Below are 22,096 nucleotides of genomic sequence, written 5' to 3'. Positions count from 1 at the left end.
AGACGACACGGGAACACATGAGCCAATTAACCATCATCCTCTGGATCCTCAACGTTATCGTTGATACGTCCGGCCAGTTGGCGTTCAAAGCCGCAGCCTCCGCCAGCGCCGAGCATGACGGCATGGCCCACTGGCGCCATATGCTCAAGCGCCCGTGGATCTGGCTTGGCATCATCTGCTATGTATTCGAATTCGTGCTGTGGCTGGCCTTCCTGACGCTGGTACCGCTGTCGGTGGGCGTGATGCTGGGCTCCATCAATATTGTGGTGATCATGATTGCGGGCCGTTTCCTGTTCAAGGAAAGCCTGAGCAAGTGGCGGTTGATCGGCATCCTGCTGATCGCCTGTGGCGTGACCGTCGTGGGGTTTGAGTAATGAAACGGTTTTATATCCTGGGTTTTCTGTCGCTGATCATTTTCGATACGTTGGCGCAGGTCAGTTTCAAATTCGCCTCGATTCATGCCGAGCCACTGACGATGGACGCCGCCTGGTTGATCCGCGTGTTCGGTGCGCCATGGATCTACGGCGCATTTGTGGGCTACATCGGCGCATTTTTCACCTGGATGACGTTATTGAAATACGCGCCAGTCGGCCCGGCGTTTGCGGCCTCACACCTTGAGCTGATCAGCGTGACGCTGATCTCTGTCTGGCTGTTCAACGACACGTTGACCCTGCCGAAAATCGTCGGTGGCGCGCTGATCATTGCGGGCATCCTGTGCCTGGCGCGCAGTGAAGACAAAGAGAGCAAGACCGTCGAGGCCGAACCCTCGCAGACGCTGGCGTCATGACCCGCGTGGCCGGCCAACGGGAGATCCCGCCGACGGCGGGGCTTCCCCTGCGCTGGCAGGATCTATTCAGCACTTCAGGTGACCTGGCCCGCGACCTGGCCCACCAACTCGATATTCCGCCGCCGGCCCTGCCCTGCTCCGGCACCGCCGCCCTGATCATGGCGCTGCGCGTGCTGCAGCAGCGCATGCCCGGGCGCACCGAACTGATCGTGCCGGCCTATACCTGCCCGCTGGTGGCCCTGGCGGCCCATCACTGCCCGCCTTTGCGCGTGGTGCCGTGCGATTTAAAGCCGGGTAGCATCGACCTCGACGAACAACAGTTGGCGCAGTTGTGCAACGAAAACACCCTGGCGATCGTCGTCACTCACCTGGCCGGGCGCGTGGCGGATGTGGATGCCGCCAATCGCATTGCCGCGCCGTTCGGCGTGGCGGTGATCGAAGACGCGGCCCAAGCCATGGGTGCGCTGGATGACGGTAAAAGCGTCGGGCTAAAAGGTGACATCGGCTTTTTCAGCATGGCACTGGGCAAAGGCCTGACCACGGCGGAAGGCGGTGTACTGTTCAGCCGCAATCCGGAATTACACCAGGCGTTGCACCGGCAATGCCGCCAGGACTTGCCCTTCAGCCTGCGCTGGGAGCTGCAACGCAGCGCCGAACTGTGGGGCTATGCCGTGGCGTATCAGCCGCGCGGCCTGAAGTACGTGTATGGCAAGCCACTGCGGGCGGCGTTGGCGCGGGGCGATGAAGTGGCGGCGGTGGGCGACGATTTTTCCGTCAACGATATTCCGTTGCACCGGCTGGGCGGCTATCGCCAGAAGGTCGGCGCCGCCGCGCTGGCACGTTTGCCCGAGCATTTGCAGCAAGGCCGCCTGCGCGCCTTGCGCCGCGTGGCGCAGCTCAACTGCTTGCCCGGCGTGTCGGTGTTGACCGACGGCCCAAGCCAGCAAGGCACCTGGCCGTTCCTGATGGTGGTGATGCCCAGCGCACAAACCCGCGATACCGCCATGGCGCAGCTGTGGACGGCAGGCCTGGGCGTCACCCGCCTGTTTATCCACGTATTGCCGGGCTACCCGGCACTCACTTCACTGCTACAGCCAGGCGCCGCTATCCCCTGCGCGCAAAGCTTCGCCGCCCAGACGCTCTCGATCAGCAACAGCCACTGGCTGACCGATGAGCTGTTTGAGCAGGTGCTGGACCATCTACGGCGGATTCTTAAGCGCTGACCCAGCTCTGATCGATACGGGTCAACAAGCGCGCATTCAACTCATTCTGCTGCTGTTGCCAGATGACCACCTGGTTCTCCGGCAACTCTTCCTGGCCATCCGACGCACTCAGCCAACGCTTGAACTTGCTCTGGTAGTGGTAGGCCGACACGTCGCCGGTAATGTCGGCGCCAATAATGCTGCCATGGCATGCATCGATCAGCGCATTCAAATGCTTCTCCAGAAACTCGCCCTGGTCCCAGTTGGTATTCACCACCTCCGGGCTCAGCACGTCTTTATCGATGGAGAGATACACCGGCAGCGAACGGTCGAGCTGCGCCAGGAACGCGCTCATCAACTCGTCGGCATTGCTGAAGGCCCGATTGCTGCGGCCTGCGCCGATCCAGTTCAACCAGCGGGTATCGACGTTGGTGTTCCAGTAGGTCAGCTTGCGTTTCACCAGCGGTGACCAGTGATTCTCCCAGGCGTGCTTGAGGGAAATGTCCGGCGAGCCAATGCCCAGCACGTGAACATGCTCGACCTGCGGCAGGCGGCTGGCCCAGTAAACCCAGGACCCACAATGGATACCAAACGGATAGCGCATGTTGTCCGGGTGGTTGTCGCAAATGATCAGCTGGATTTTTTGCTGGGTGGGCAGGCGGTTCAACAGCAACTGGCTGAGGTGGTGATAGTCACCGCTGCCGGTAAACACACAGCCGTAGTCGCTGGGCATCTGCGCGTGCAGGGCGCGCTCCAGCTCCTTGAACTGCGCCCAGCGGCAGCCGAAACGGATCTTCTCCTGCCAGGCTTGCAGCGGCAGGGTAAGGGCGCCGGGAATGTTATTCACGGCGCCATCAAAATCGAGGATCAATGCGGGGCGGGCCTGACTCATGCGGTTTGCTCCTGCTGCCACTGCATGTCGCTTTCAAAATGGTGTCGGAAACGGTTCAACACCTTGCGCAACAGCGGGTTGCGCACCCAGACCAAATGGCGGGTGAAGGTGAACCTGGCGCCGAGGCTGGACTTGACCTGTGGGTCGGTCCAGCCCGCCACATAAAACTCCAGGCCCTTTTCCAGCGCGTACTCCAGGTTCACAAACCAGCTGACGAAGTACAGGTTGTGCTCCAGCGCCAGCGGGTAATTCAGGCCGATGTACTTGTCGAGCAACTTGCCGTCTTGCTGGTAGCACAGGTTATAGCCCACCAGCTCATCCCCATCCCAATAGCAGAACACATGCCCACCGCTGTCGGCATCGGTCAGCAACTGGATGAAGAATTCAGGCGTGAGCAAATCGAAATGGATTTCGCTCTGTTCGTACACTGCCTTGTAGAGCCGATACAGTTCCTGCTGCCATTGCTCATCGCTGAACCGCGCGTCGCCAGTGCCCAGGATCTCGATGCGCAACGCCTCGCGGCTGCGCAACTTGCGGCGGATATTGCGCCGGCGGCTGTGGGACAACCGCGACAGATACTCGTCAACCGAGGTGAAGTCGATGGGCACATAGGCCAGCGCCTGGCCCTCGACACTGATGAACCCGCGCTGGGTGCAGGCCTCGATCAGCGCCTGTGCGTAGCGATTGTCCTCGACGCTGAGCAGCGGAGAATCCAGCGGCACATCTTTGACGATGGTGAGTGCGCGTTGTGGCGCCAACGCCTGTTGCAGCCATTGCGCCATGTCCTGGGGCGGCACGTCCTGCGGGAACGGCGAATATTCGCTGACCGTGGTGCCGACAAAGCAGCTGTCGACCTGCAGCCAAGACTGCCACAAACGGTACCCCGGCCAACCGCGCAGGCGGGCACGCAACTCGTCGTCGGCGGTGGTTTGCAGGTCAAACCGGGTGAAAAAGTACGGCAGTCCCTGTGCTGACAGCTGGGCGTTGAAGCCAACCGGCGGGTATCGCAAAAAGCTGCTGATCAGCGATGGCGTTTCCATGCAGCAGGCATAAGGCACCTGTGCACGGCTGGGATCTGTCATAAATTGCATTCCGAAAGTGATAGCAAAGGCGCGCCCGGATGGCCTGGTTGATCACGGCGCCGCTGGTTTCATGTAACAGAGTAAACATAATAACCCGCCCATCCGCGTCGAACTTCAGAACCCCCACTTCATGCAGGTGAGGTTCAGGGAACACGAAGCCAACAGCTTCTTCCTCACCGCTCGCCAAACCCACTAAACTGCCCGGATCACTCATAAGGGACACCCCATGAAACGCATCCTGACCGCGCTGGCCATCCTGCTCGTCGCCCTTATGGTGGGTGCCGGCTGGTACGTGTACAGCAAGCAGCCGACCCGCCAGGGCACGGTGGAGCTGGCCCACCTGCAAGGCTCGGTCACCGTGCGTTACGACGACCGTGGCGTGCCGCATATCCGCGCCGAGAACGAGACCGACCTGTACCGCGCCCTCGGCTATGTGCACGCCCAGGACCGGCTGTTCCAGATGGAGATCATGCGGCGCCTGTCCCGTGGCGAACTGGCCGAAGTGCTGGGCCCCAAGCTGCTGGAGACCGACAAACTGTTCCGCAGCCTGCGCATTCGCGAACGCGCCCTGAGCTACGTGGAGCACATGGACCATGAGTCGGCCTCCTGGAAGGCTCTGCAAGCCTACCTGGACGGCGTCAACCAGTATCAGGACAGCTACGCCAGGCCGATGGAGTTCGACGTACTGGGCATCCCCAAGCGCCCGTTTACCGCCGAAGACACCATCAGCGTCGCCGGCTACCTGGCCTACAGCTTTGCCGCCGCCTTTCGCACCGAACCCTTGCTGACGTACGTACGCGATCAACTGGGCAACGATTACCTGAAGGTCTTCGACCTCGACTGGCAGCCCAAGGGCGCGCTGAACCTGGCCGCCGGTGACTGGAAAGACCTCGGCGCCATCGCCCAATTGAGCGAGCAGGCCCTAGCCGACAACGGCCTGCCGCAGTTCGAAGGCAGTAACGCCTGGGCCATCAGCGGCAGCCGCACCAAGAGTGGCAAGCCATTGCTGGCGGGCGACCCGCACATCCGCTTCTCGGTGCCGTCGGTGTGGTACGAGGCGCAGCTGTCGGCACCTGGCTTCGAGCTTTACGGGTATCACAACGCGCTGGTGCCGGTGGCGTTCCTGGGCCACAACAAGGATTTCGGCTGGAGCCTGACCATGTTCCAGAACGATGACCTCGACCTGATCGCCGAGAAGGTCAACCCGGACAATCCCAACCAGGTCTGGTACCACGATAAATGGGTGGACATGACCAGCAGCGAGCAGCAGATCGCGGTCAAGGGCCAGGACCCGGTGACCTTGACCCTGCGCAGCTCGCCCCACGGCCCGATCATCAATGACGTACTCGGCGAGAATGCCGGCAAGACGCCGATCGCCATGTGGTGGGCGTTCCTGGATACCGAGAACCCGATCCTCGAAGGCTTCTACCAGCTCAACCGTGCCGACACGCTGGCCAAGGCCCGGGCCGCAGCCGCCAAGGTCCAGGCCCCCGGCTTGAACATCGTGTGGGCCAATGCCAAGGGGGATATCGGCTGGTGGGCGGCGGCGCAATTGCCGATCCGCCCGGCCGGGGTCAACCCGGGCTTTATCCTCGACGGCAGCACCGCCCAGGCGGACAAGCTCGGGTTCTACCCGTTCAGCGCCAACCCCCAGGAAGAAAACCCGACTCGGGGTTATGTGGTGTCCGCCAACGCCCAGCCGGCGTCGCCTACCGGCATGCCCATCCCCGGGTATTACAACCTCGCCGACCGTGGCCAGCAGTTGAACGCCCAACTGAGCGACAACAGCGTGAAATGGGACGTGAACAACAGCCAGGCCTTGCAGCTCGGCACCACCACCGCCTACGGCCCACGGCTGCTGGCGCCGCTGCTGCCGGTGCTGCGTGAAGTGGTCAAGGACCCGGCGCAGTTGAAACTGGTGGAGCAATTGGCAACCTGGAAAGGCGATTACCCGCTGGACTCCACCAGTGCCACGCTGTTCAACCAGTTCCTGTTCAACCTTACCGATGCGGCGTTCCGCCCGAAACTGGGCGACGCGATGTTCAAGACATTGCTCACCACCCGCGTCGTGGACGCCGCCTTGCCGCGCCTGGCCGCGTCGCCGGACTCGCCATGGTGGGACGGCCACCGCGCCGACACCGTCAAGCTCGCCTGGGACAACAGCCTGCAACACCTCAAGGCGACCTTCGGCGATGACCCGGCGCAATGGCAATGGGGCAAGGCCCACACCCTGACCCACGGCCATCCGCTGGGCTCGCAGAAGCCGTTGGACAAGATCGTCAACGTCGGCCCGTTTGCCGCCCCCGGCACCCATGAAGTGCCCAACAACCAATCCGCCCAGATCGGCCCGGCGCCATGGCCAGTGACCTACGGCCCATCGACCCGGCGCCTGATCGACTTCGCCGATGCTGCGCATGCGCTGACCATCAACCCGGTCGGGCAGAGTGGCGTGCCGTTCGACAAGCACTACGCCGACCAGGCGGAAACGTACATCGAAGGCGGGTATGAGCAGGCGCATTTCAATGATGAGGAAGTGACGGCGAATACTCGCAGTACGTTGAAGCTGTTGCCGGCCAGGTAGGTGGTTGAAATACGGACTGTGTGGGAGCTGGCTTGCCTGCGATACAGACGCCTCGGTGTCTCAGTTAAACCGAGGTGATGCCATCGCGGGCAAGCCCGGCTCCCACATTTCGACCTGTGTTGTTGCGTCTACCGGGCGCGCATGCGCCCCGGCGCCTCACCGTAGGTTTCCTTGAATTTCTTGCTGAACGCCGCCTGGGATTGATACCCCGCCTGGGCGGCAATATCCGTCAGGCTCAGCCGCGATTGATGCAGCAGGTTGAACGCCAACTCCATGCGCAACTGCGTCAACAACACCCACGGCGACACACCCGCCACTTTGACAAACGCCCGCATGAACGTCGCCCGGGACATCGACGCGGCGCTGGCCAGGCTGTCGATGGTCCACTCATGGCCAGGCTCGGCCAGCATCGCCTGCCAGGCCTTGCCCAGGCGCTTGTCGGCCAGCAAGGCAAAGGTGCCCGCCGCCGGCGCTTGCTGCGTGAGCCAGGCCCGCAAAATCAGGGTGAACAACGCCGATGACAGCGCATCGATAAAAAACCGCGCGCCCAACTGCTGACCGTCCGCCTCGCTGCGCAGCAAGGCGATCAGTGCCGCCAACTGCCCATCGGCCTGCCACTGCCGGCTGGACACCACCAGGTAGTCCGGCAACGCACTGAACAACAACGACTGGCGGTTGTAGCGAAAGCTGCCGCAGAGCATGTCCACGTCCGGCTGATCGCTCCCCAGGCGATGGATCGGCAGCAGGCCGCCCTCGATCACGGTCTGCGCCACCGGCTTCACCCGCGCGCCCTGGCTGCGCACCAGGTGCGTCGCGCCGCCGGGCATCAACAGGATGTCGCCTTCCTCCAGTGTCACCTGCTGGCCGCCGGACAATTCGGCGCGGCAGGTGCCCGCCAGCACAATGTGATACGGCGCCACGCCCAGCGGCTCGGGCTCGTGGTCCATGGCCCAGGCGCCCTGGAACTGGCAACGCAGGTCCAGGCTGCCCCGCAGGTTGGCCAAGGCGATCAGGGTGTCGATGGAGTTCATTTGCGAGCATCGGTCAAAAAGGTGAGTGGATCGAACAAAAGCGCCAAACCTGAACCGCGCAGACTGGTTTCACACCCAAACCCGCTGAGGAGTTAACGCAATGTTCAATAACTGGTCCGACTTGCTGCCTACCGTGAAGAAAGCCTTTGGCGCACTGGGCAAGAGCAACCCGAAGATGGTCAAAGCCTACATGGCGCTGGGGGAAGCTGCCGAGGAAAACAACGTCCTCGATGCCAAGACCCGTGAGCTGATTTCCATCGCCGTGGCCATCACCACCCGCTGCGACGGTTGCATCGGCGTGCATGCCGACGCGGCGATCAAGGCCGGCGCCACCCGCGAAGAAGTGGCCGCGACCCTGGCCACGGCAATCTCGCTGAATGCCGGCGCGGCGTACATCTACTCGCTGCGCGCCCTGGAAGCCTACGACACGCTCACACCGGCGCCGCAAAGTTAAGCCGGAATTGTTGCGGCGTCACGCCCAGCCGGCGATTGAACACACTGCGCATGTGCTGGGCATCGCGAAAGCCGCATTGATACGCCACGGTCTTGAGCGGCGCGTGGGTGCTTTCCAGCATCACCCGCGCCGCGTCCACCCGCGCCCGCTCGACGAACTCCGCCGGGGTGATCTGCGCTTCCCGGGCAAATACCCGGGAGAAGTTGCGCGCGCTCATGTTCGCCGCCTTGGCCAGATCGGCGATGGTCAGGTCCCCCGTCAGGTTCGCCAATACATACAGCTGCACCAATGCCACCGCCGAGGTGGCTTCGGCGTGGGGCGTAAGAAACGGGCTGAACTGCGACTGCCCACCCGAACGCTGGGTGAATACCACCAGACGCTTGGCCACGCTGAGGGCCACTTCCGGGCCGTGATCCTGGGCCAGCAGGTACAGCGACAGGTCGATGCCCGCCGTCACCCCGGCGGAGGTGTAGAGGTTGCCGTCCTGCACGTAGAGACGGTCGGCTTCCACCTGGGCCGACGGGCACAAACCGGCCAGACCGGCGGCGTCGCCCCAGTGAGTGGTGACGGTGCGCCCGTCCAGCAAACCGGCGCGGGCGAGCAGGAAGGCACCGTTGCAGATGGAACCGAAGCGTTTGGCTCGCGCACTGGCGTCACGCAGCCATTGATTGAAGGCCGGGCCGAAATCCTCGAAGGGCAACTGCGGCCCGCCGGCCATCAACAGCAAATCGTAGGGCTCGAGGGCCTCGCTGAAATGCCGGTGAGCCTGCAACGACAAGCCGTTGGAGCACGCCATGTTGCCGTGGCCCAGGCCAATCACGTCCAGCTGGTAATGCTCCCCGGGCGGCAGAAAACGGTTGGCCTCGCAGAACACATCCAGGGGCCCGGTCACGTCCAGTGACTGAACGCCGGGGAAGATCAGGATGGCAACGGTTTTGCCCATGAGCAGGAACACCTTTTTCTAACTGAATAAACACAACCCTTGTAGGAGCTGGCTTGCCGGCGATGCAGACACCTCGGTGTAGCAGGTATACCGAGGTGATGCTATCGCAGGCAAGCCAGCTCCTACAGTTGATCGCGCATAGCCTTGGCGCGATATCGCGGCACATTGGCCGGGATCGCGCCCTCGCCACGGTAGCCCCCCCGCGGGCGCGCGACCAGACTGGACTCATCGGCGCCAACCCGGCGCTTTCTTGAGGAGAACGACCATGAGCACCACCATCGCCGGCATCAAGATCCCGGACAGCGCCCTGGCCAAGGCCACCACCGAATACATCCGCGACATCGAATCCGACCTGCTGTACCACCACTCCCGCCGGGTGTTTCTGTTCGGCGCCCTGAGCGGTGAGCGCCAGCAGTTGGCGTATAACCCGGAGCTGCTGTACGTCGGCGCCATGTTCCACGACCTGGGCCTGGTGGAAGGCCACCGCAGTGACGACGAACGTTTTGAAGTGGACGGCGCCAACGCAGCGGCGGATTTCCTCAAGCCGTACGGGCTGAGCGATGACGACATCGAGCAGGTATGGCTGTCGATTGCCCTGCACACTACGCCGGGCGTGCCCAAGCATCTGCGTCCGACCGTGGCGCTGGTGACGGCCGGCGTGGAAATGGACGTGCTGGGGATGGAGTACGCGGCGTTCAGCAGCGTGCAGCGCGAAGCCGTAGTGCATGCGCACCCACGGGGTGAAGGGTTCAAGGAATGCATCATCTGCGCGTTTGCCGACGGCTTGCGCCATCGTCCGCAGACCACGTTTGGCAACGTGAAGACCGATGTACTGGTGGATCAGGAGCCTGGGTTCAAGCCGATGAACTTTGTCGAGGTGATTCGCAAGTCGCCTTGGGTGGCCTGAAACACAATCTTATAAACACCCCAAAACTACTGTGGGAGCTGGCTTGCCTGCGATGGCGGTGTGACAGTCGACTAATTTGTTGACTGATACACCGCCATCGCAGGCAAGCCAGCTCCCACATTTTTTAAGCCGGTTCCGTCAGTTAGACCGGTGCCGGTGCGCGACGCGAGTCCGCCGGTTTCTCCCAACCATCCGCAGCCGCTTCTTCAATCGCCTGCTGGATGGCTTTCTTGCGGTGCTCTTCGGCACGGCGGCTGAAGAACCACACCAGGAAGGTCACGATCGACACCGCCAACAGAATCAAGCTGGCCACGGCGTTGATCTCGGGTTTAACCCCCAGGCGCACCGCCGAGAACACTTCCATCGGCAACGTGGTCGAACCCGGCCCCGACACGAAGCTGGCCAACACCAGGTCATCCAGGGACAACGCGAACGACATCATGCCGCCCGCCGCCAGCGACGGCGCGATCATCGGGATGGTGATCAGGAAGAACACCTTCCACGGCCGCGCCCCCAGATCCATGGCGGCCTCTTCAATCGACAGGTCCAGCTCACGCAAGCGCGCCGACACCACCACCGCCACATACGCCGAACAGAACGTGGTGTGGGCGATCCAGATGGTCACCAGGCCACGTTCCTGGGGCCAGCCGATCATCTGCGCCATGGCCACGAACAGCAGCAACAGCGACAGACCGGTGATCACCTCCGGCATTACCAGCGGCGCCGTTACCAGGCCGCCAAACAGCGTGCGGCCCTTGAACTGGCTGATACGCGTCAGCACGAAGGCCGCGAGCGTACCGAGTGCCACTGCCGCAATCGCCGTGTAGCAGGCAATTTCCAGCGAGCGACCCACCGAGCCCATCAACTGGGTGTTGTCCAACAGGCCGACGTACCACTTCACCGACCAACCGCCCCACACCGTCACCAGTTTGGATTCGTTGAACGAGTAGATCACCAGGATCAGCATCGGCAGGTAGATGAACAGCAACCCCGCCACCAGCATGAAGCTTGAGAAACTGACGCGCTTCATATCTTGCCCTCCATCTCTTTGGCTTGGCTGCGGTTGAACAGGATGATCGGCACGATCAGGATCGCCAGCATCACCACCGCCAGGGCAGACGCCACCGGCCAGTCACGGTTGTTGAAGAATTCTTGCCACAACACTTTACCGATCATCAGGGTTTCCGGGCCGCCCAGCAGTTCCGGGATCACGAACTCGCCCACCACCGGGATAAACACCAGCATGCAACCGGCGATGATGCCGTTCTTGGACAGCGGGACGGTGATTTTCCAGAAGCTGTTGAAGGTGCTCGAGCCCAGGTCCGAGGCGGCTTCCAGCAGGCTCTGGTCGTGCTTCACCAGGTTGGCGTACAGCGGCAGGATCATGAACGGCAGGTACGAATAGACCACGCCGATATACACCGCGATGTTGGTGTTGAGGATCTGCAGCGGTTCGTTGATCAGCCCGATGGACATCAAAAAGCCGTTGAGCAAACCGTTATTGCTGAGGATGCCCATCCACGCATACACCCGGATCAGGATCGCGGTCCAGGTCGGCATCATGATCAGCAGCACCAGCACGGTCTGGATTTCCTTGCGCGCGCTGGCAATGGCGTAGGCCATCGGGTAGCCGATCAACAGACAGAGGATGGTGCTGAAAAACGCCATCTTCAGCGAGCCCAGGTACGCCGCGATGTACAACTCGTCATCGCCGAGCATCCCGTAGTTGGCCAGGTTCAGCACCAACTGCAGTTTCTGTTCAACGAAGGTGTAGATCTCCGTGTACGGCGGGATCGCCACGTCGGCTTCGGCAAAGCTGATCTTCAAGACGATGAAGAACGGCAGCATGAAGAACAGGAACAACCAGAGGAAAGGGATCCCGATGACCACGTGCCGGCCACCGGGCGTTATTCGTTGCAGCTGGCGTTTGAACTTCTTCATGTTCATGAGCGAAGTACCACGCCGCTGTCGTCTTCCCACCACACGTACACCTGGTCACCCCAGGTAGGACGCTGGCCACGGCGCTCGGCGTTGGCCACGAAGGATTGCACCAGCTTGCCGCTCGGCAATTCGACGTAGAACACCGAGTGGCCGCCGAGGTAGGCGATGTCGTGCACCTTGCCGCTGGACCAGTTGTGTTCGCAGGTCGGCATTTCGGTGGTCACCAGCAGCTTTTCAGGGCGGATGGCGTAGGTCACCGACTTGTCTTCCACCGAAGTGGCGATGCCGTAGCCGACGTAGATGTCGCGGTCCAGGTCCGGGCACTTGAGTACCGCGTGGCCTTCGGCGTCGTCCACCACCTGGGTGTCGAAGATGTTGACGTTGCCGATGAACTCGCACACCAGGCGGCTGGTAGGCGTTTCATAGATGTCGATCGGGCTGCCGATCTGGGCGATCCAGCCCAGGTGCATGATCGCGATGCGCTCGGCCATGGTCATGGCCTCTTCCTGGTCGTGGGTCACCATCACGCAGGTCACGCCCACGCGCTCGATGATCTCCACCAGCTCCAGTTGCATCTGCGAACGCAGCTTCTTGTCCAGTGCGCCCATCGGCTCATCGAGCAGCAGCAATTTCGGACGCTTGGCCAGGGAACGCGCCAGGGCCACCCGCTGACGCTGGCCGCCAGACAGCTGGTGCGGCTTGCGCTTGGCGTACTGGCTCATCTGCACCAGCTTGAGCATCTCGGCCACGCGGGCGTCGACCTCGGCCTTGGGGATCTTGTCCTGTTGCAGGCCAAACGCTATGTTCTGGGCCACGGTCATGTGGGGGAACAAGGCGTAGGACTGGAACATCATGTTGATCGGCCGCTCGTACGGCGGCATGTCGGTGATGTCCACACCGTCGAGGTAAATGCGTCCTTCCGTTGGGCGCTCGAAGCCTGCGAGCATGCGCAGCAAAGTGGATTTGCCCGAACCCGATCCGCCGAGCAAGGCGAAGATCTCGCCTTTCTTGATTTCCAGGGACACATCGTCCACGGCAATCGTCTCGTCGAACTTCTTCGTGACCCGGTCGATTTTGACCAGCACCTTTTTAGGTGACTGGTCGCCCTCGAGGGCTTTCTTATAGGCGCCGGAGGCAACTGCCATTTACGAAACTCCCAGAAAAAAAGAGTGCAGCGTGCCCAAAATGGGCCAGCCTTGGATAGTTTGAGCCTTACTTGCCCGTCTTGACCTTGGTCCAGCTACGGGTCATCAAACGTTGCACTTTCGGGGGTAGCTCGAAGTTGACAAAAGTCCGGTCGAGAACCGCCTGCGGTGGGTAAACCGCTTCGTCAGTGCGTATCGATTGCTCCATCAGTTTGTCCGCCCCTGGGTTAGGGTTGGCGTAACCGACGTAATCACTGACCTGAGCGATCACCTCAGGTTTCAGCAAATAGTTGATGAAGGCGAGGGCCTCTTTGACGTTGGTGGCATCCTTGGGGATGGCCAGCACGTCGAACCACAGGTTGCCGCCTTCTTTGGGAATCACGTAGGCGATGTTCACGCCTTTGCCCGCCTCGGCCGCGCGGGCCTTGGCCTGGAACACATCACCGGAGAAGCCTGCCGCCACGCAGATGTTGCCGTTGGCCAGGTCGGAGATGTACTTGGAAGAATGGAAGTAGGTCACGTAGGGACGCACTTTCAGCAGTTTCTCTTCGGCCTTCTTGTAGTCTTCAGGGTTGGTGCTGTTGGGGTTCAGGCCCATGTAGTTGAGCACCGCCGGCAGCATTTCGTCTGCCGAGTCCATGAACGACACGCCGCAGCTCGCCAGCTTCTTCATGTTTTCCGGCTCGAACAGCACGGCCCAGGAGTCAATCTTGTCGACGCCCAGCACTTCTTTGACTTTATCGACGTTGTAACCAATACCGTTGGTGCCCCACAGGTACGGCACGGCGTACTGGTTGCCCGGGTCGTTCTTTTCCAGACGCTTGAGCAGCGCCGGGTCGAGGTTGGCGTAGTGGGTCAGTTGCGACTTATCAAGTTTCTGAAACGCCCCGGCCTTGATCTGCTTGCCGAGGAAGTGGTTGGACGGCACGACCACGTCATACCCGGTACGACCAGCAAGCAGCTTGCCTTCCAGGGTTTCGTTGGAGTCGAACACGTCGTAGACCGGCTTGATGCCGGTGGCTTTTTCAAAGTTGGCCAGGGTGTCCGGGCCAATGTAGTCCGACCAGTTATAAATATGCACCGTCGGCGCGGCCTGCACGCTGACAGCCAGCGTGATACCTGCACCCACCAGCATGGCTTTGCGAAATAAAGAAATTGGCAAGTGGAGGTCCTCTTAATAGTTGGGCCCGAAGTTGTTGCCCGGCAACAAAACCGGCGCGCAACTTACCCTCGATAAACCGATCCGGCAAAACTTTCTGTCATTTAATTGTTTCGCTAACCACCGCGCGCATCGCGGCAGTTAGCAAAACAGCTATCAAAGCGGCTTACTTGCCCGATTTGATCTTGGTCCAGCTGCGGGTCATTTCCCGCTGAGTAGCAGCCGGCAAGTCAGCAATGGCATACAGCTTGGCTTGCACGTCCGCTGGCGGATAAATGCCTGGGTCGCTGGTGATGTCTTTGTCGACCAATGCGGTGGCTTTCTCGTTACCGTTCGGGAAGCGCACGCTGTTGGTAATGCCCGCCATGACTTCCGGCTTGAGCAGGTAGTTCATGAACTTGTAGGCAGCGTCGACGTTTTCGGCATCTTTAGGGATGGCGACCATGTCGTAGAAACTGCCGGCACCTTCTTTCGGAATGTCGTAGGCAACCTTGACCTTGCCACCGGCTTCAGCCGCGCGGGACTTGGCCTGTTGCACGTCACCCGAGTAACCCACGGCGACGCAGATGTTGCCGTTGGCCAGGTCGGAGATGTACTTGGACGAATGGAAGTAACCGATCGAAGGACGCAGCTTGAGGAACAGGGCCTCGGCTTGCTTGAGGTCTTCTTTCTTCTGGGTGTCGGTCGGCAGGCCCAGGTAATGCAGTGCCACTGGCAGCATTTCGGTTGGCGAATCGAGGAAGCTCACACCGCAGCCTTTGAGCTTGGCGAGGTTTTCCGGCTTGAGGATAACGTCCCACGAGTCGATCTTGTCGATGCCCAGTGCGGCCTTGACCTTCTCGGGGTTGTAGCCGATGCCGATCGAGCCCCACATGTACGGGAAGGCGTGCTTGTTGTCCGGGTCACTGACGGACACGGCCTTAAGCAGCGACTTGTTCAGGTTGTCGTAGTTCGACAACTTGGACTTGTCCAGCTCCTGGTAAACACCGGCCTTGATCTGCTTGGCGAGGAAGTTGTTCGACGGCACGACAATGTCGTAACCGGACTTGCCTGCCAGCAACTTGGCTTCCAGGGTTTCGTTGGAGTCGAACACGTCATAGACCACCTTGATCCCGGACTCTTTTTCAAAGTTCGCGATGGTGTCCGGTGCGATGTAGTCGGACCAGTTATAAACGTGCAGCACTTTATCGTCGGCGTGCGCCGCGCCTGCCATGGCCCCCATCAGGGACAAGGCCAGGAGGGTCTTGCCAGCGTTCTTCAAACCTAATGCCTTCATTCGGTCATGCTCCAATTTTTTCTTTTTTGGGCCACGTTCGTTCTTTAAGTACAACGTGTTTCGCAGCCCGTCTAAGGGCAACAAAACAGGGCGACAGTCTGGCAAGTTCAAGGGCCGGCTTTCAACCAATGCCCCACTTTTCTAACATCCCGGAAGCAGCGCCCAGCAGGCGCTGCGTTCTGAGCCTAGCATTTAGCCCTGCAGTGCCGCCAAAGTCAGGTCCAGGCAGTGCCGCGCCTTGGTCACCAACTCGTCTATCTCGGCCTTGCTGATCACCAACGGCGGCGAAATGATCATGGTGTCGCCCACGGCGCGCATGATCAGGCCATTCTCGAAGCAGAACGTGCGGCAGATCATGCCAACGCCCTTGCCTTCGTAACGCTTGCGCGTTGCCTTGTCCTGAACCAGCTCAATCGCACCAAGCATGCCCACACCGCGAACTTCACCCACCAACGGGTGATCAGCCAGTTCCCTCAGACGCTTTTGCAAATAGGGTGCCGTTTCGTCATGAACGCGCTTAACAATTTGTTCATCGCGCATGATGCGGATGTTTTCCAGGGCGACCGCTGCCGCCACCGGGTGACCGGAATAGGTGAACCCGTGGTTGAAATCACCGCCTTCGTTCAGCACCGCGACCACTTCGTCGCGCACGATCAGGCCGCCCATCGGGATGTAGCCCGAGGTCAGGCCCTTGGCGATGGTCATCATGTCGGGCTTGAGGCCGAAGAAGTCGCTACCGAACCACTCACCGGTGCGGCCAAAGCCGCAGATCACTTCGTCGGCCACGAACAGGATGTCGTACTTGGCGAGGATTTCCTTGATGCGCGGCCAGTAGCTGTCTGGCGGCACGATCACGCCACCGGCACCCTGGATCGGCTCGGCAATAAAGGCACCGACGTTGTCCACGCCCAGCTCCAGAATCTTCTCTTCCAGCTGGTTCGCGGCCCACACGCCGAACTCTTCCGGGCTCATGTCGCCGCCTTCGCCGAACCAGTAAGGCTGGGCGATGTGGACGATGCCCGGGATCGGCAAGTCGCCCTGCTCATGCATATAGGTCATGCCGCCCAGGCTGGCGCCGGCCACGGTGGAGCCGTGGTAGCCATTCTTGCGGCTGATGATGGTTTTCTTGTTCGGCTGGCCTTTGATCGCCCAGTAGTGGCGGACCATACGCAGCATGGTGTCGTTGCCTTCGGAGCCGGAACCGGTGAAGAACACGTGGTTCATGCCTTGCGGGGCGATATCGGAGATGGCTTTGGCCAGTTCCAGCACCGGCGGGTGGGCGGTCTGGAAGAACAGGTTGTAGTAAGGCAACTCTTTCATCTGCTTGGCGGCCGCATCAGCCAGTTCATCACGACCGTAACCGATCGCCACGCACCACAGGCCGGCCATGCCGTCGAGAATCTTGTTGCCTTCGCTGTCCCACAGGTAGACGCCGTGGGCTTTGGTGATGATCCGTGGGCCTTTCTCTTTCAATTGCTTGAAGTCGCTGAACGGCGCCAGGTGGTGATCGCTGCTCAAGGCTTGCCATTCACGGGTTTGCGGGTTGTTGCTGGACATACCAATCTCCTAGATGTTTCAGGTGAGGACGCGCCGTTTAAAGGGCGCGCCCGGCGCATCAGACGGCGAAGAGCAGGAATTCCCGCTCCCACGAACTGATCACGCGCTTGAAGTTTTCATGCTCGGCCCGCTTGACCGCGACGTAGCCTGTGATGAATTTGTGACCCAGGTATTTCTCGATGGTCTTGCTGTTTTCCATGCGTTCCAGGGCGTCTTCGATGGTCAGCGGCAGGCGCAGGTTGCGGCGCTCGTAACCCCGGCCAACCACCGGCGCGCTTGGGCTGATGCCTTCGACCATGCCGATGTAGCCACACAGCAAGCTGGCGGCAATCGCCAGGTACGGGTTGGCGTCGGCGCCCGGCAGGCGGTTTTCCACCCGGCGGTTTTGTGGGCCGGCGTCCGGTACCCGCAGGCCAACGGTGCGGTTTTCTTCGCCCCATTCCACGTTGACCGGCGCCGAGGTGTCGGGCAGGAAGCGGCGGAACGAGTTGACGTTAGGCGCGAACAGCGGCAACAGCTCGGGGATGAATTTCTGCAGGCCACCGATGTGGTGCAGGAACAGCTCACTTTTAGTCCCGTCTTCATTGGAGAACACGTTCTTGCCGGTGGCGATGTCGATGATGCTCTGGTGCAGGTGCATCGCGCTGCCGGGCTCGCCGGTCATGGGCTTGGCCATAAAGGTGGCCGCCACGTTGTGCTTGAGCGCCGCTTCGCGCATGGTGCGCTTGAACACCAGGATCTGGTCGGCCAGGGACAGTGCGTCGCCGTGACGGAAGTTGATCTCCATCTGCGCCGTGCCGTCTTCGTGGATCAGCGTGTCGAGGTCCAGTTCCTGCAGCTCGCACCAGTCGTAGACGTCTTCGAACAACGGGTCGAATTCGTTGGCCGCTTCTATAGAGAAGGACTGGCGACCGGTTTCCGGGCGACCGGAACGGCCAATCGGCGGTTGCAGCGGGAAGTCCGGGTCTTCGCAGCGCTTGGTCAGGTAGAACTCCATCTCCGGCGCCACGATGGGCTGCCAGCCTTTGTCGGCGTAGAGCTTGAGGACTTTCTTGAGCACGTTGCGCGGCGACAGCTCGATCGGGTTGCCTTGCTTGTCGTAGGTGTCGTGGATCACCTGAGCGGTAGGCTCGATGGCCCAGGGCACCAGGTACACCGCGTTCTCGTCCGGGCGGCAGATCATGTCGATGTCGGCCGGGTCGAGCAATTCGTAATAGATGTCGTCTTCGACATAGTCGCCGGTCACGGTCTGCAACAGAACGCTTTCGGGCAGGCGCATGCCTTTTTCGGCGATGAACTTGTTGGTCGGCGAGATCTTGCCCCGGGTGATGCCGGTGAGGTCGCCAATCATGCATTCGACTTCTGTGATCTTGTGGTCTTTCAACCAATCGGTGAGCTGGTCGAGGTTGTTACTCATAAATGCCTCTGGGCTGTGTTTCCTGACATCCATTAAAGGTCAGGCGTAAGTTGACGCAGCATCCGCGTCGCGTTGCATCACCCGCTTTCGACAGGCATTGCCAAATGCCTGGAAGATTGCGAGGTAGTGCGGGTTAGAGCTTACCTGCCATTCGGGGTGCCATTGCACTCCTAAAGCAAAAGCCTTGCCCGCGGGGATCGAAAAGCCTTCGATCAAGCCATCCGGGGCGGTGGCCTCGACCTGAAAACCCGGCGCCAGGCGATCGATGCCCTGGGAATGAATCGAGTTGACCTGGATCGTCGGCGGCAAGCCCAGGCTTGCCAATACCCCATTCGGGGAGATCGTCACCGGGTGCGCCGGGCCATACTGGATGTCCAGCGGCTGGGTGTCGTCTTCGCGGTGATCCATCATGCCCGGCACTTCGTGAACCTTCTGGTGCAGGCTGCCGCCAAACGCCACGTTCATTTCCTGGAAGCCACGGCAAATCCCCAGCACCGGAACGCCTGCCGCGATGGCGGCACGCAGCAGCGGCAGGGTGGTTTGGTCCCGTGCAGAATCATGAGCAGTCCCGGGCGCGCTGGCCGGACCGTCGTAGTGAAAGGGTTCGATATTGGAAGGTGATCCGGTAAAAAGAATGCCGTCCAGGCCGTCAAGAATATTGGCCGGGTCGAGCAGGTCCGCCAGGGACGGAATGATCAATGGCAAGCCCTTGGCAGCGGTGGCCACTGCACGGACGTATTTGTCGCCACTGATGTGATAAGCATGCAGACCGACCTGTTTGGAGCAGGCGGTGACGCCGATTAACGGCAGGCGAGACATGAAGCACCCCGGTATTATTGCTGTTATGGGTTTGAATCGAGCTTAGCCTTGTTCATTTTTTTACACAACACCCCCGTAAAAAATACAACACGGCCCGCTCAAACGTGCTGGTTCCAAGAGCACCAAACCCAAAAAACCGCCCCAAAAAGCCCCAAAAAAGCCCTCAAGGCGCTTTTTTAGGGCAAAAAAGGCCTCGCTTGACTTCGGCATGCCGTTCGGGTTGACTGAAACCCGAAGAGATCAATGATTGATATTTTTAACAACAAAGGTGTTGCATCATGTCGGTACCCCCGCGTGCCGTTCAGCTTAACGAAGCGAACGCGTTCCTTAAGGATCATCCTGAGGTTCTGTACGTAGACCTTCTAATTGCGGATATGAATGGTGTGGTGCGCGGCAAGCGCATCGAACGCACCAGCCTCCACAAGGTTTACGAGAAGGGCATTAACCTGCCTGCCTCTCTATTTGCCCTGGATATCAACGGCTCAACGGTGGAAAGCACCGGCCTGGGTCTGGACATCGGTGATGCTGACCGAATCTGTTATCCAATCCCCGACACCCTGTGCAATGAACCCTGGCAAAAGCGCCCAACCGCGCAACTGCTGATGACCATGCACGAACTCGAAGGTGAACCTTTCTTCGCCGATCCTCGCGAAGTCCTCCGCCAAGTTGTAAGCAAATTTGACGACCTCGGTCTGACCATCTGCGCCGCATTCGAGCTGGAGTTCTACCTGATTGACCAGGAGAACGTGAATGGCCGGCCACAACCGCCCCGCTCGCCGATCTCCGGCAAACGCCCGCACTCGACACAGGTCTACCTGATCGACGACCTCGACGAATACGTCGACTGCCTCCAGGACATTCTGGAAGGTGCAAAAGAGCAAGGCATCCCTGCCGACGCCATCGTCAAGGAAAGTGCCCCGGCGCAGTTCGAAGTGAACCTGCACCACGTTGCCGACCCCATCAAGGCCTGCGACTACGCGGTACTGCTCAAGCGCCTGATCAAGAACATCGCCTACGACCATGAGATGGACACCACCTTCATGGCCAAGCCTTACCCGGGCCAGGCAGGCAACGGTTTACACGTGCACATTTCGATCCTGGACAAGGACGGCAAGAACATCTTTGCCAGCGAGGATCCCGAGCAGAACGCCGCATTGCGTCACGCGATCGGCGGTGTGCTGGAGACCCTACCCGCCCAAATGGCGTTCCTGTGCCCTAACGTCAACTCCTACCGTCGTTTCGGCGCACAGTTCTACGTGCCGAACTCGCCGTGCTGGGGCCTGGATAACCGCACCGTGGCGATTCGCGTACCGACCGGCTCGTCCGACGCCGTACGTATCGAACACCGTGTGGCCGGCGCCGACGCCAACCCTTACCTGCTGATGGCTTCGGTATTGGCGGGCGTGCATCACGGCCTGACCAACAAGATCGAGCCTGGCGCACCGGTGGAAGGCAACAGCTACGAGCAGAACGAACAGAGCCTGCCGAACAACCTGCGCGATGCCCTGCGCGAGTTGGACGACAGCGAGGTGATGGCCAAGTACATCGATCCTAAATACATCGATATCTTCGTCGCCTGTAAGGAAAGTGAGCTGGAAGAGTTCGAACACTCCATCTCCGACCTTGAGTACAACTGGTACCTGCATACCGTGTAAGCGGTTGTCGGGTTAAAAAGAACGCCGCAGGCTTTTGGCTTGCGGCGTTTTTTATGCCTGTGGTGGCGAGGGAGCTTGCTCCCGCTGGGCTGCGAAGCGGCCCCAATAAGAACACCGGGTTCTTTCAGGCGGAACCGAGGTGCAGGTCTTGGGCCTGCTGCGCAGTCCAGCGGGAGCAAGCTCCCTCGCCACAGGGTATGGATCATCCAGTGGCTCTGCGTACAATGCCCGCTACCCTGTAGGAGACTTCAATGAATCGCCCCGTCGCCCCTCGCAAACCCCGCGCCCGCAGCCAGGCCCGGATCGACGCGATCCTCGACGCCGCCCGCACCTTGCTGGCCGCCGAAGGCGTGGCGAGCCTGTCGATCTACAGCGTGGCCGAACGGGCGCAGATTCCGCCGTCATCGGTGTACCACTTCTTCGCCAGCGTGCCGGCGTTGCTGGAGGCGCTGACCGCTGATGTCCATGCAGCCTTTCGCGCGGCCATTCAGGCGCCCATCGATCATGACTCACTCAAGCACTGGCGCGACCTGTCCTGCGTGGTGGAGCAGCGCATGCTCAGCATCTACAGCAACGACGCCGCCGCACGGCAATTGATCCTGGCCCAGCACGGGCTGACCGAAGTGACACAGGCCGACCGCCAGCACGACCTGGAGTTGGGAAACCTGATGTATGAGGTGTTCAACCGGCACTTCGAGGTGCCGAGCCTGCCCGCCGATGTCGACGTGTTTGCCCTGGCCCTGGAGCTGAGCGACCGGGTCTATGCGCGCTCGGTGCACCAGCACGGGCAAATCACCCCGCGCATGGCCGAGGAAGGCATGCGGGTATTTGATGCGTATGTGGGGCTTTATCTGCCGGCGTTCCTGCCCAAGCGGGTGGTCACTGCCTGACTGATGTGTTGCTCACAAAGGCCTTATCGCAGGCAAGCCAGCTCCCACATTTGACTGCGTTCACAGATCAAAATGTGGGAGCTGGCTTGCCTGCGATGGCGGTTTCAAGAACGCCAATCACAACTTGGCGATCGACACCTCGGTGGACTTAACGAAGGCAATCACTTCGCTGCCAATCACCAGTTCCAGCTCTTTCACCGAGCGCGTGGTGATCACGGAAGTGACGATGCCGGACGCGGTCTGTACGTCGATTTCCGACAGCACGTCGCCTTCGACGATTTCCTTGATGGTGCCTTTGAACTGGTTACGTACGTTGATGGCTTTAATAGTCATGGTCGTTCTTCCTGTGTAAGACAAG

The 22,096-nt window shown here is 60.6% G+C and carries 21 protein-coding genes; 8 read left to right on the top strand and 13 right to left on the bottom strand.

Annotation, left to right across the window (positions count from 1 at the left end):
* The first annotated feature begins 17 nt into the window (after positions 1-17).
* From HKK54_RS12160 to HKK54_RS12150, 3 genes are read left to right on the top strand one after another with little or no spacing between them, the layout of a single operon-like run.
* Positions 18-374 carry an EamA family transporter gene (locus HKK54_RS12160; protein WP_010167818.1) on the top strand — a complete coding sequence of 119 codons (357 nt, stop codon included), beginning with the start codon at positions 18-20 and terminating at the stop codon, positions 372-374.
* A complete protein-coding gene (locus tag HKK54_RS12155; RefSeq protein WP_008438917.1) occupies positions 374-787 on the top strand; it encodes a DMT family transporter in 414 nt (137 codons plus the stop codon). Before HKK54_RS12160 ends, HKK54_RS12155 begins: the two co-directional genes overlap by 1 nt.
* Positions 784-2,010 carry a DegT/DnrJ/EryC1/StrS family aminotransferase gene (locus HKK54_RS12150; protein WP_010167822.1) on the top strand — a complete coding sequence of 409 codons (1,227 nt, stop codon included), beginning with the start codon at positions 784-786 and terminating at the stop codon, positions 2,008-2,010. The genes HKK54_RS12155 and HKK54_RS12150 overlap by 4 nt, the downstream gene beginning before the upstream one ends.
* Here the strand turns inward: HKK54_RS12150 and HKK54_RS12145 are convergent.
* Both HKK54_RS12145 and HKK54_RS12140 read right to left on the bottom strand, forming a co-directional pair.
* Entirely contained in the window at positions 2,000-2,881 is an 882-nt protein-coding gene (locus tag HKK54_RS12145; protein WP_010167825.1) for a hypothetical protein, read from the bottom strand. The two genes, HKK54_RS12150 and HKK54_RS12145, sit on opposite strands and share 11 nt — an antisense overlap.
* Positions 2,878-3,963, bottom strand: coding sequence for a GNAT family N-acetyltransferase (locus tag HKK54_RS12140; protein WP_050543200.1), 1,086 nt, complete (start codon positions 3,961-3,963; stop codon positions 2,878-2,880). Before HKK54_RS12140 ends, HKK54_RS12145 begins: the two co-directional genes overlap by 4 nt.
* Positions 3,964-4,189: 226 nt before the next feature.
* Between HKK54_RS12140 and HKK54_RS12135 the strand changes: the two genes are divergently transcribed.
* A complete protein-coding gene (locus HKK54_RS12135; protein ID WP_169386890.1) occupies positions 4,190-6,544 on the top strand; it encodes a penicillin acylase family protein in 2,355 nt (784 codons plus the stop codon).
* A gap of 128 nt (positions 6,545-6,672) precedes the next feature.
* Here the strand turns inward: HKK54_RS12135 and HKK54_RS12130 are convergent, their stop codons facing one another.
* Entirely contained in the window at positions 6,673-7,575 is a 903-nt protein-coding gene (locus HKK54_RS12130) for an AraC family transcriptional regulator (protein WP_010167832.1), read from the bottom strand.
* 100 nt (positions 7,576-7,675) lie between these two features.
* Between HKK54_RS12130 and HKK54_RS12125 the strand changes: the two genes are divergently transcribed.
* A complete protein-coding gene (locus HKK54_RS12125) occupies positions 7,676-8,029 on the top strand; it encodes a carboxymuconolactone decarboxylase family protein (protein WP_010167834.1) in 354 nt (117 codons plus the stop codon).
* Here HKK54_RS12125 and HKK54_RS12120 read toward each other — a convergent pair.
* Positions 8,007-8,972: a GlxA family transcriptional regulator gene (locus HKK54_RS12120; protein WP_010167836.1), complete on the bottom strand. Its 966-nt coding sequence runs from the start codon at positions 8,970-8,972 to the stop codon at positions 8,007-8,009. The two genes, HKK54_RS12125 and HKK54_RS12120, sit on opposite strands and share 23 nt — an antisense overlap.
* Before the next feature lie 265 nt (positions 8,973-9,237).
* Between HKK54_RS12120 and HKK54_RS12115 the strand changes: the two genes are divergently transcribed.
* A complete protein-coding gene (locus HKK54_RS12115) occupies positions 9,238-9,879 on the top strand; it encodes an HD domain-containing protein (RefSeq protein ID WP_010167840.1) in 642 nt (213 codons plus the stop codon).
* A gap of 142 nt (positions 9,880-10,021) precedes the next feature.
* Here HKK54_RS12115 and HKK54_RS12110 read toward each other — a convergent pair whose 3' ends face one another.
* The 8 genes from HKK54_RS12110 to HKK54_RS12075 form a co-directional block, all read right to left on the bottom strand.
* Positions 10,022-10,909: an ABC transporter permease subunit gene (locus tag HKK54_RS12110; RefSeq protein ID WP_010167842.1), complete on the bottom strand. Its 888-nt coding sequence runs from the start codon at positions 10,907-10,909 to the stop codon at positions 10,022-10,024.
* Entirely contained in the window at positions 10,906-11,826 is a 921-nt protein-coding gene (locus HKK54_RS12105; protein WP_003213882.1) for an ABC transporter permease subunit, read from the bottom strand. Before HKK54_RS12105 ends, HKK54_RS12110 begins: the two co-directional genes overlap by 4 nt.
* Positions 11,823-12,965, bottom strand: coding sequence for an ABC transporter ATP-binding protein (locus HKK54_RS12100; RefSeq protein ID WP_010167845.1), 1,143 nt, complete (start codon positions 12,963-12,965; stop codon positions 11,823-11,825). The genes HKK54_RS12105 and HKK54_RS12100 overlap by 4 nt, the downstream gene beginning before the upstream one ends.
* A gap of 67 nt (positions 12,966-13,032) precedes the next feature.
* Entirely contained in the window at positions 13,033-14,127 is a 1,095-nt protein-coding gene (locus HKK54_RS12095; protein WP_169386889.1) for a polyamine ABC transporter substrate-binding protein, read from the bottom strand.
* Positions 14,128-14,290: 163 nt separating this feature from the next.
* Positions 14,291-15,385, bottom strand: a complete 1,095-nt coding sequence (locus HKK54_RS12090) for a polyamine ABC transporter substrate-binding protein (RefSeq protein ID WP_010167848.1) — start codon at positions 15,383-15,385, stop codon at positions 14,291-14,293.
* A 207-nt stretch (positions 15,386-15,592) separates the two neighbouring features.
* Entirely contained in the window at positions 15,593-16,957 is a 1,365-nt protein-coding gene (locus HKK54_RS12085) for an aspartate aminotransferase family protein (RefSeq protein WP_010167849.1), read from the bottom strand.
* Between the two features lie 58 nt (positions 16,958-17,015).
* Positions 17,016-18,374, bottom strand: coding sequence for a glutamine synthetase family protein (locus HKK54_RS12080; protein ID WP_010167850.1), 1,359 nt, complete (start codon positions 18,372-18,374; stop codon positions 17,016-17,018).
* Positions 18,375-18,413: 39 nt separating this feature from the next.
* Positions 18,414-19,193: a gamma-glutamyl-gamma-aminobutyrate hydrolase family protein gene (locus HKK54_RS12075; protein WP_169386888.1), complete on the bottom strand. Its 780-nt coding sequence runs from the start codon at positions 19,191-19,193 to the stop codon at positions 18,414-18,416.
* Between the two features lie 278 nt (positions 19,194-19,471).
* Between HKK54_RS12075 and HKK54_RS12070 the strand changes: the two genes are divergently transcribed.
* Both HKK54_RS12070 and HKK54_RS12065 read left to right on the top strand, forming a co-directional pair.
* On the top strand, positions 19,472-20,848 hold the full coding sequence (locus HKK54_RS12070) for a glutamine synthetase family protein (protein WP_003213894.1): 1,377 nt from the start codon (positions 19,472-19,474) through the stop codon (positions 20,846-20,848).
* A gap of 251 nt (positions 20,849-21,099) precedes the next feature.
* Positions 21,100-21,738 (top strand): TetR/AcrR family transcriptional regulator, encoded by a 639-nt coding sequence (locus tag HKK54_RS12065; RefSeq protein ID WP_010167852.1) that lies wholly within the window; start codon positions 21,100-21,102, stop codon positions 21,736-21,738.
* A gap of 117 nt (positions 21,739-21,855) precedes the next feature.
* Here HKK54_RS12065 and HKK54_RS12060 read toward each other — a convergent pair whose 3' ends face one another.
* Positions 21,856-22,071: a TOBE domain-containing protein gene (locus HKK54_RS12060; protein ID WP_003213899.1), complete on the bottom strand. Its 216-nt coding sequence runs from the start codon at positions 22,069-22,071 to the stop codon at positions 21,856-21,858.
* Positions 22,072-22,096: the final 25 nt, after the last annotated feature.

This window comes from Pseudomonas sp. ADAK13, assembly GCF_012935715.1.
Lineage (GTDB): Bacteria > Pseudomonadota > Gammaproteobacteria > Pseudomonadales > Pseudomonadaceae > Aquipseudomonas.
This window is presented reverse-complemented; position numbering and strand designations above follow the sequence as displayed.

Bases quoted from the DNA above. Each gene is read 5' to 3' on its own strand.
- HKK54_RS12155 (WP_008438917.1), top strand. From the start codon at position 374: ATGAAACGGTTTTATATCCTGGGTTTTCTGTCGCTGATCATTTTCGAT.
- HKK54_RS12105 (WP_003213882.1), bottom strand. From the start codon at position 11,826: ATGAACATGAAGAAGTTCAAACGCCAGCTGCAACGAATAACGCCCGGT.
- HKK54_RS12065 (WP_010167852.1), top strand. From the start codon at position 21,100: ATGAATCGCCCCGTCGCCCCTCGCAAACCCCGCGCCCGCAGCCAGGCC.
- HKK54_RS12160 (WP_010167818.1), top strand. From the start codon at position 18: ATGAGCCAATTAACCATCATCCTCTGGATCCTCAACGTTATCGTTGAT.
- HKK54_RS12075 (WP_169386888.1), bottom strand. From the start codon at position 19,193: ATGTCTCGCCTGCCGTTAATCGGCGTCACCGCCTGCTCCAAACAGGTC.
- HKK54_RS12125 (WP_010167834.1), top strand. From the start codon at position 7,676: ATGTTCAATAACTGGTCCGACTTGCTGCCTACCGTGAAGAAAGCCTTT.
- HKK54_RS12140 (WP_050543200.1), bottom strand. From the start codon at position 3,963: ATGACAGATCCCAGCCGTGCACAGGTGCCTTATGCCTGCTGCATGGAA.
- HKK54_RS12085 (WP_010167849.1), bottom strand. From the start codon at position 16,957: ATGTCCAGCAACAACCCGCAAACCCGTGAATGGCAAGCCTTGAGCAGC.
- HKK54_RS12135 (WP_169386890.1), top strand. From the start codon at position 4,190: ATGAAACGCATCCTGACCGCGCTGGCCATCCTGCTCGTCGCCCTTATG.
- HKK54_RS12060 (WP_003213899.1), bottom strand. From the start codon at position 22,071: ATGACTATTAAAGCCATCAACGTACGTAACCAGTTCAAAGGCACCATC.
- HKK54_RS12080 (WP_010167850.1), bottom strand. From the start codon at position 18,374: ATGAGTAACAACCTCGACCAGCTCACCGATTGGTTGAAAGACCACAAG.
- HKK54_RS12145 (WP_010167825.1), bottom strand. From the start codon at position 2,881: ATGAGTCAGGCCCGCCCCGCATTGATCCTCGATTTTGATGGCGCCGTG.
- HKK54_RS12130 (WP_010167832.1), bottom strand. From the start codon at position 7,575: ATGAACTCCATCGACACCCTGATCGCCTTGGCCAACCTGCGGGGCAGC.
- HKK54_RS12150 (WP_010167822.1), top strand. From the start codon at position 784: ATGACCCGCGTGGCCGGCCAACGGGAGATCCCGCCGACGGCGGGGCTT.
- HKK54_RS12115 (WP_010167840.1), top strand. From the start codon at position 9,238: ATGAGCACCACCATCGCCGGCATCAAGATCCCGGACAGCGCCCTGGCC.
- HKK54_RS12070 (WP_003213894.1), top strand. From the start codon at position 19,472: ATGTCGGTACCCCCGCGTGCCGTTCAGCTTAACGAAGCGAACGCGTTC.
- HKK54_RS12110 (WP_010167842.1), bottom strand. From the start codon at position 10,909: ATGAAGCGCGTCAGTTTCTCAAGCTTCATGCTGGTGGCGGGGTTGCTG.
- HKK54_RS12100 (WP_010167845.1), bottom strand. From the start codon at position 12,965: ATGGCAGTTGCCTCCGGCGCCTATAAGAAAGCCCTCGAGGGCGACCAG.
- HKK54_RS12120 (WP_010167836.1), bottom strand. From the start codon at position 8,972: ATGGGCAAAACCGTTGCCATCCTGATCTTCCCCGGCGTTCAGTCACTG.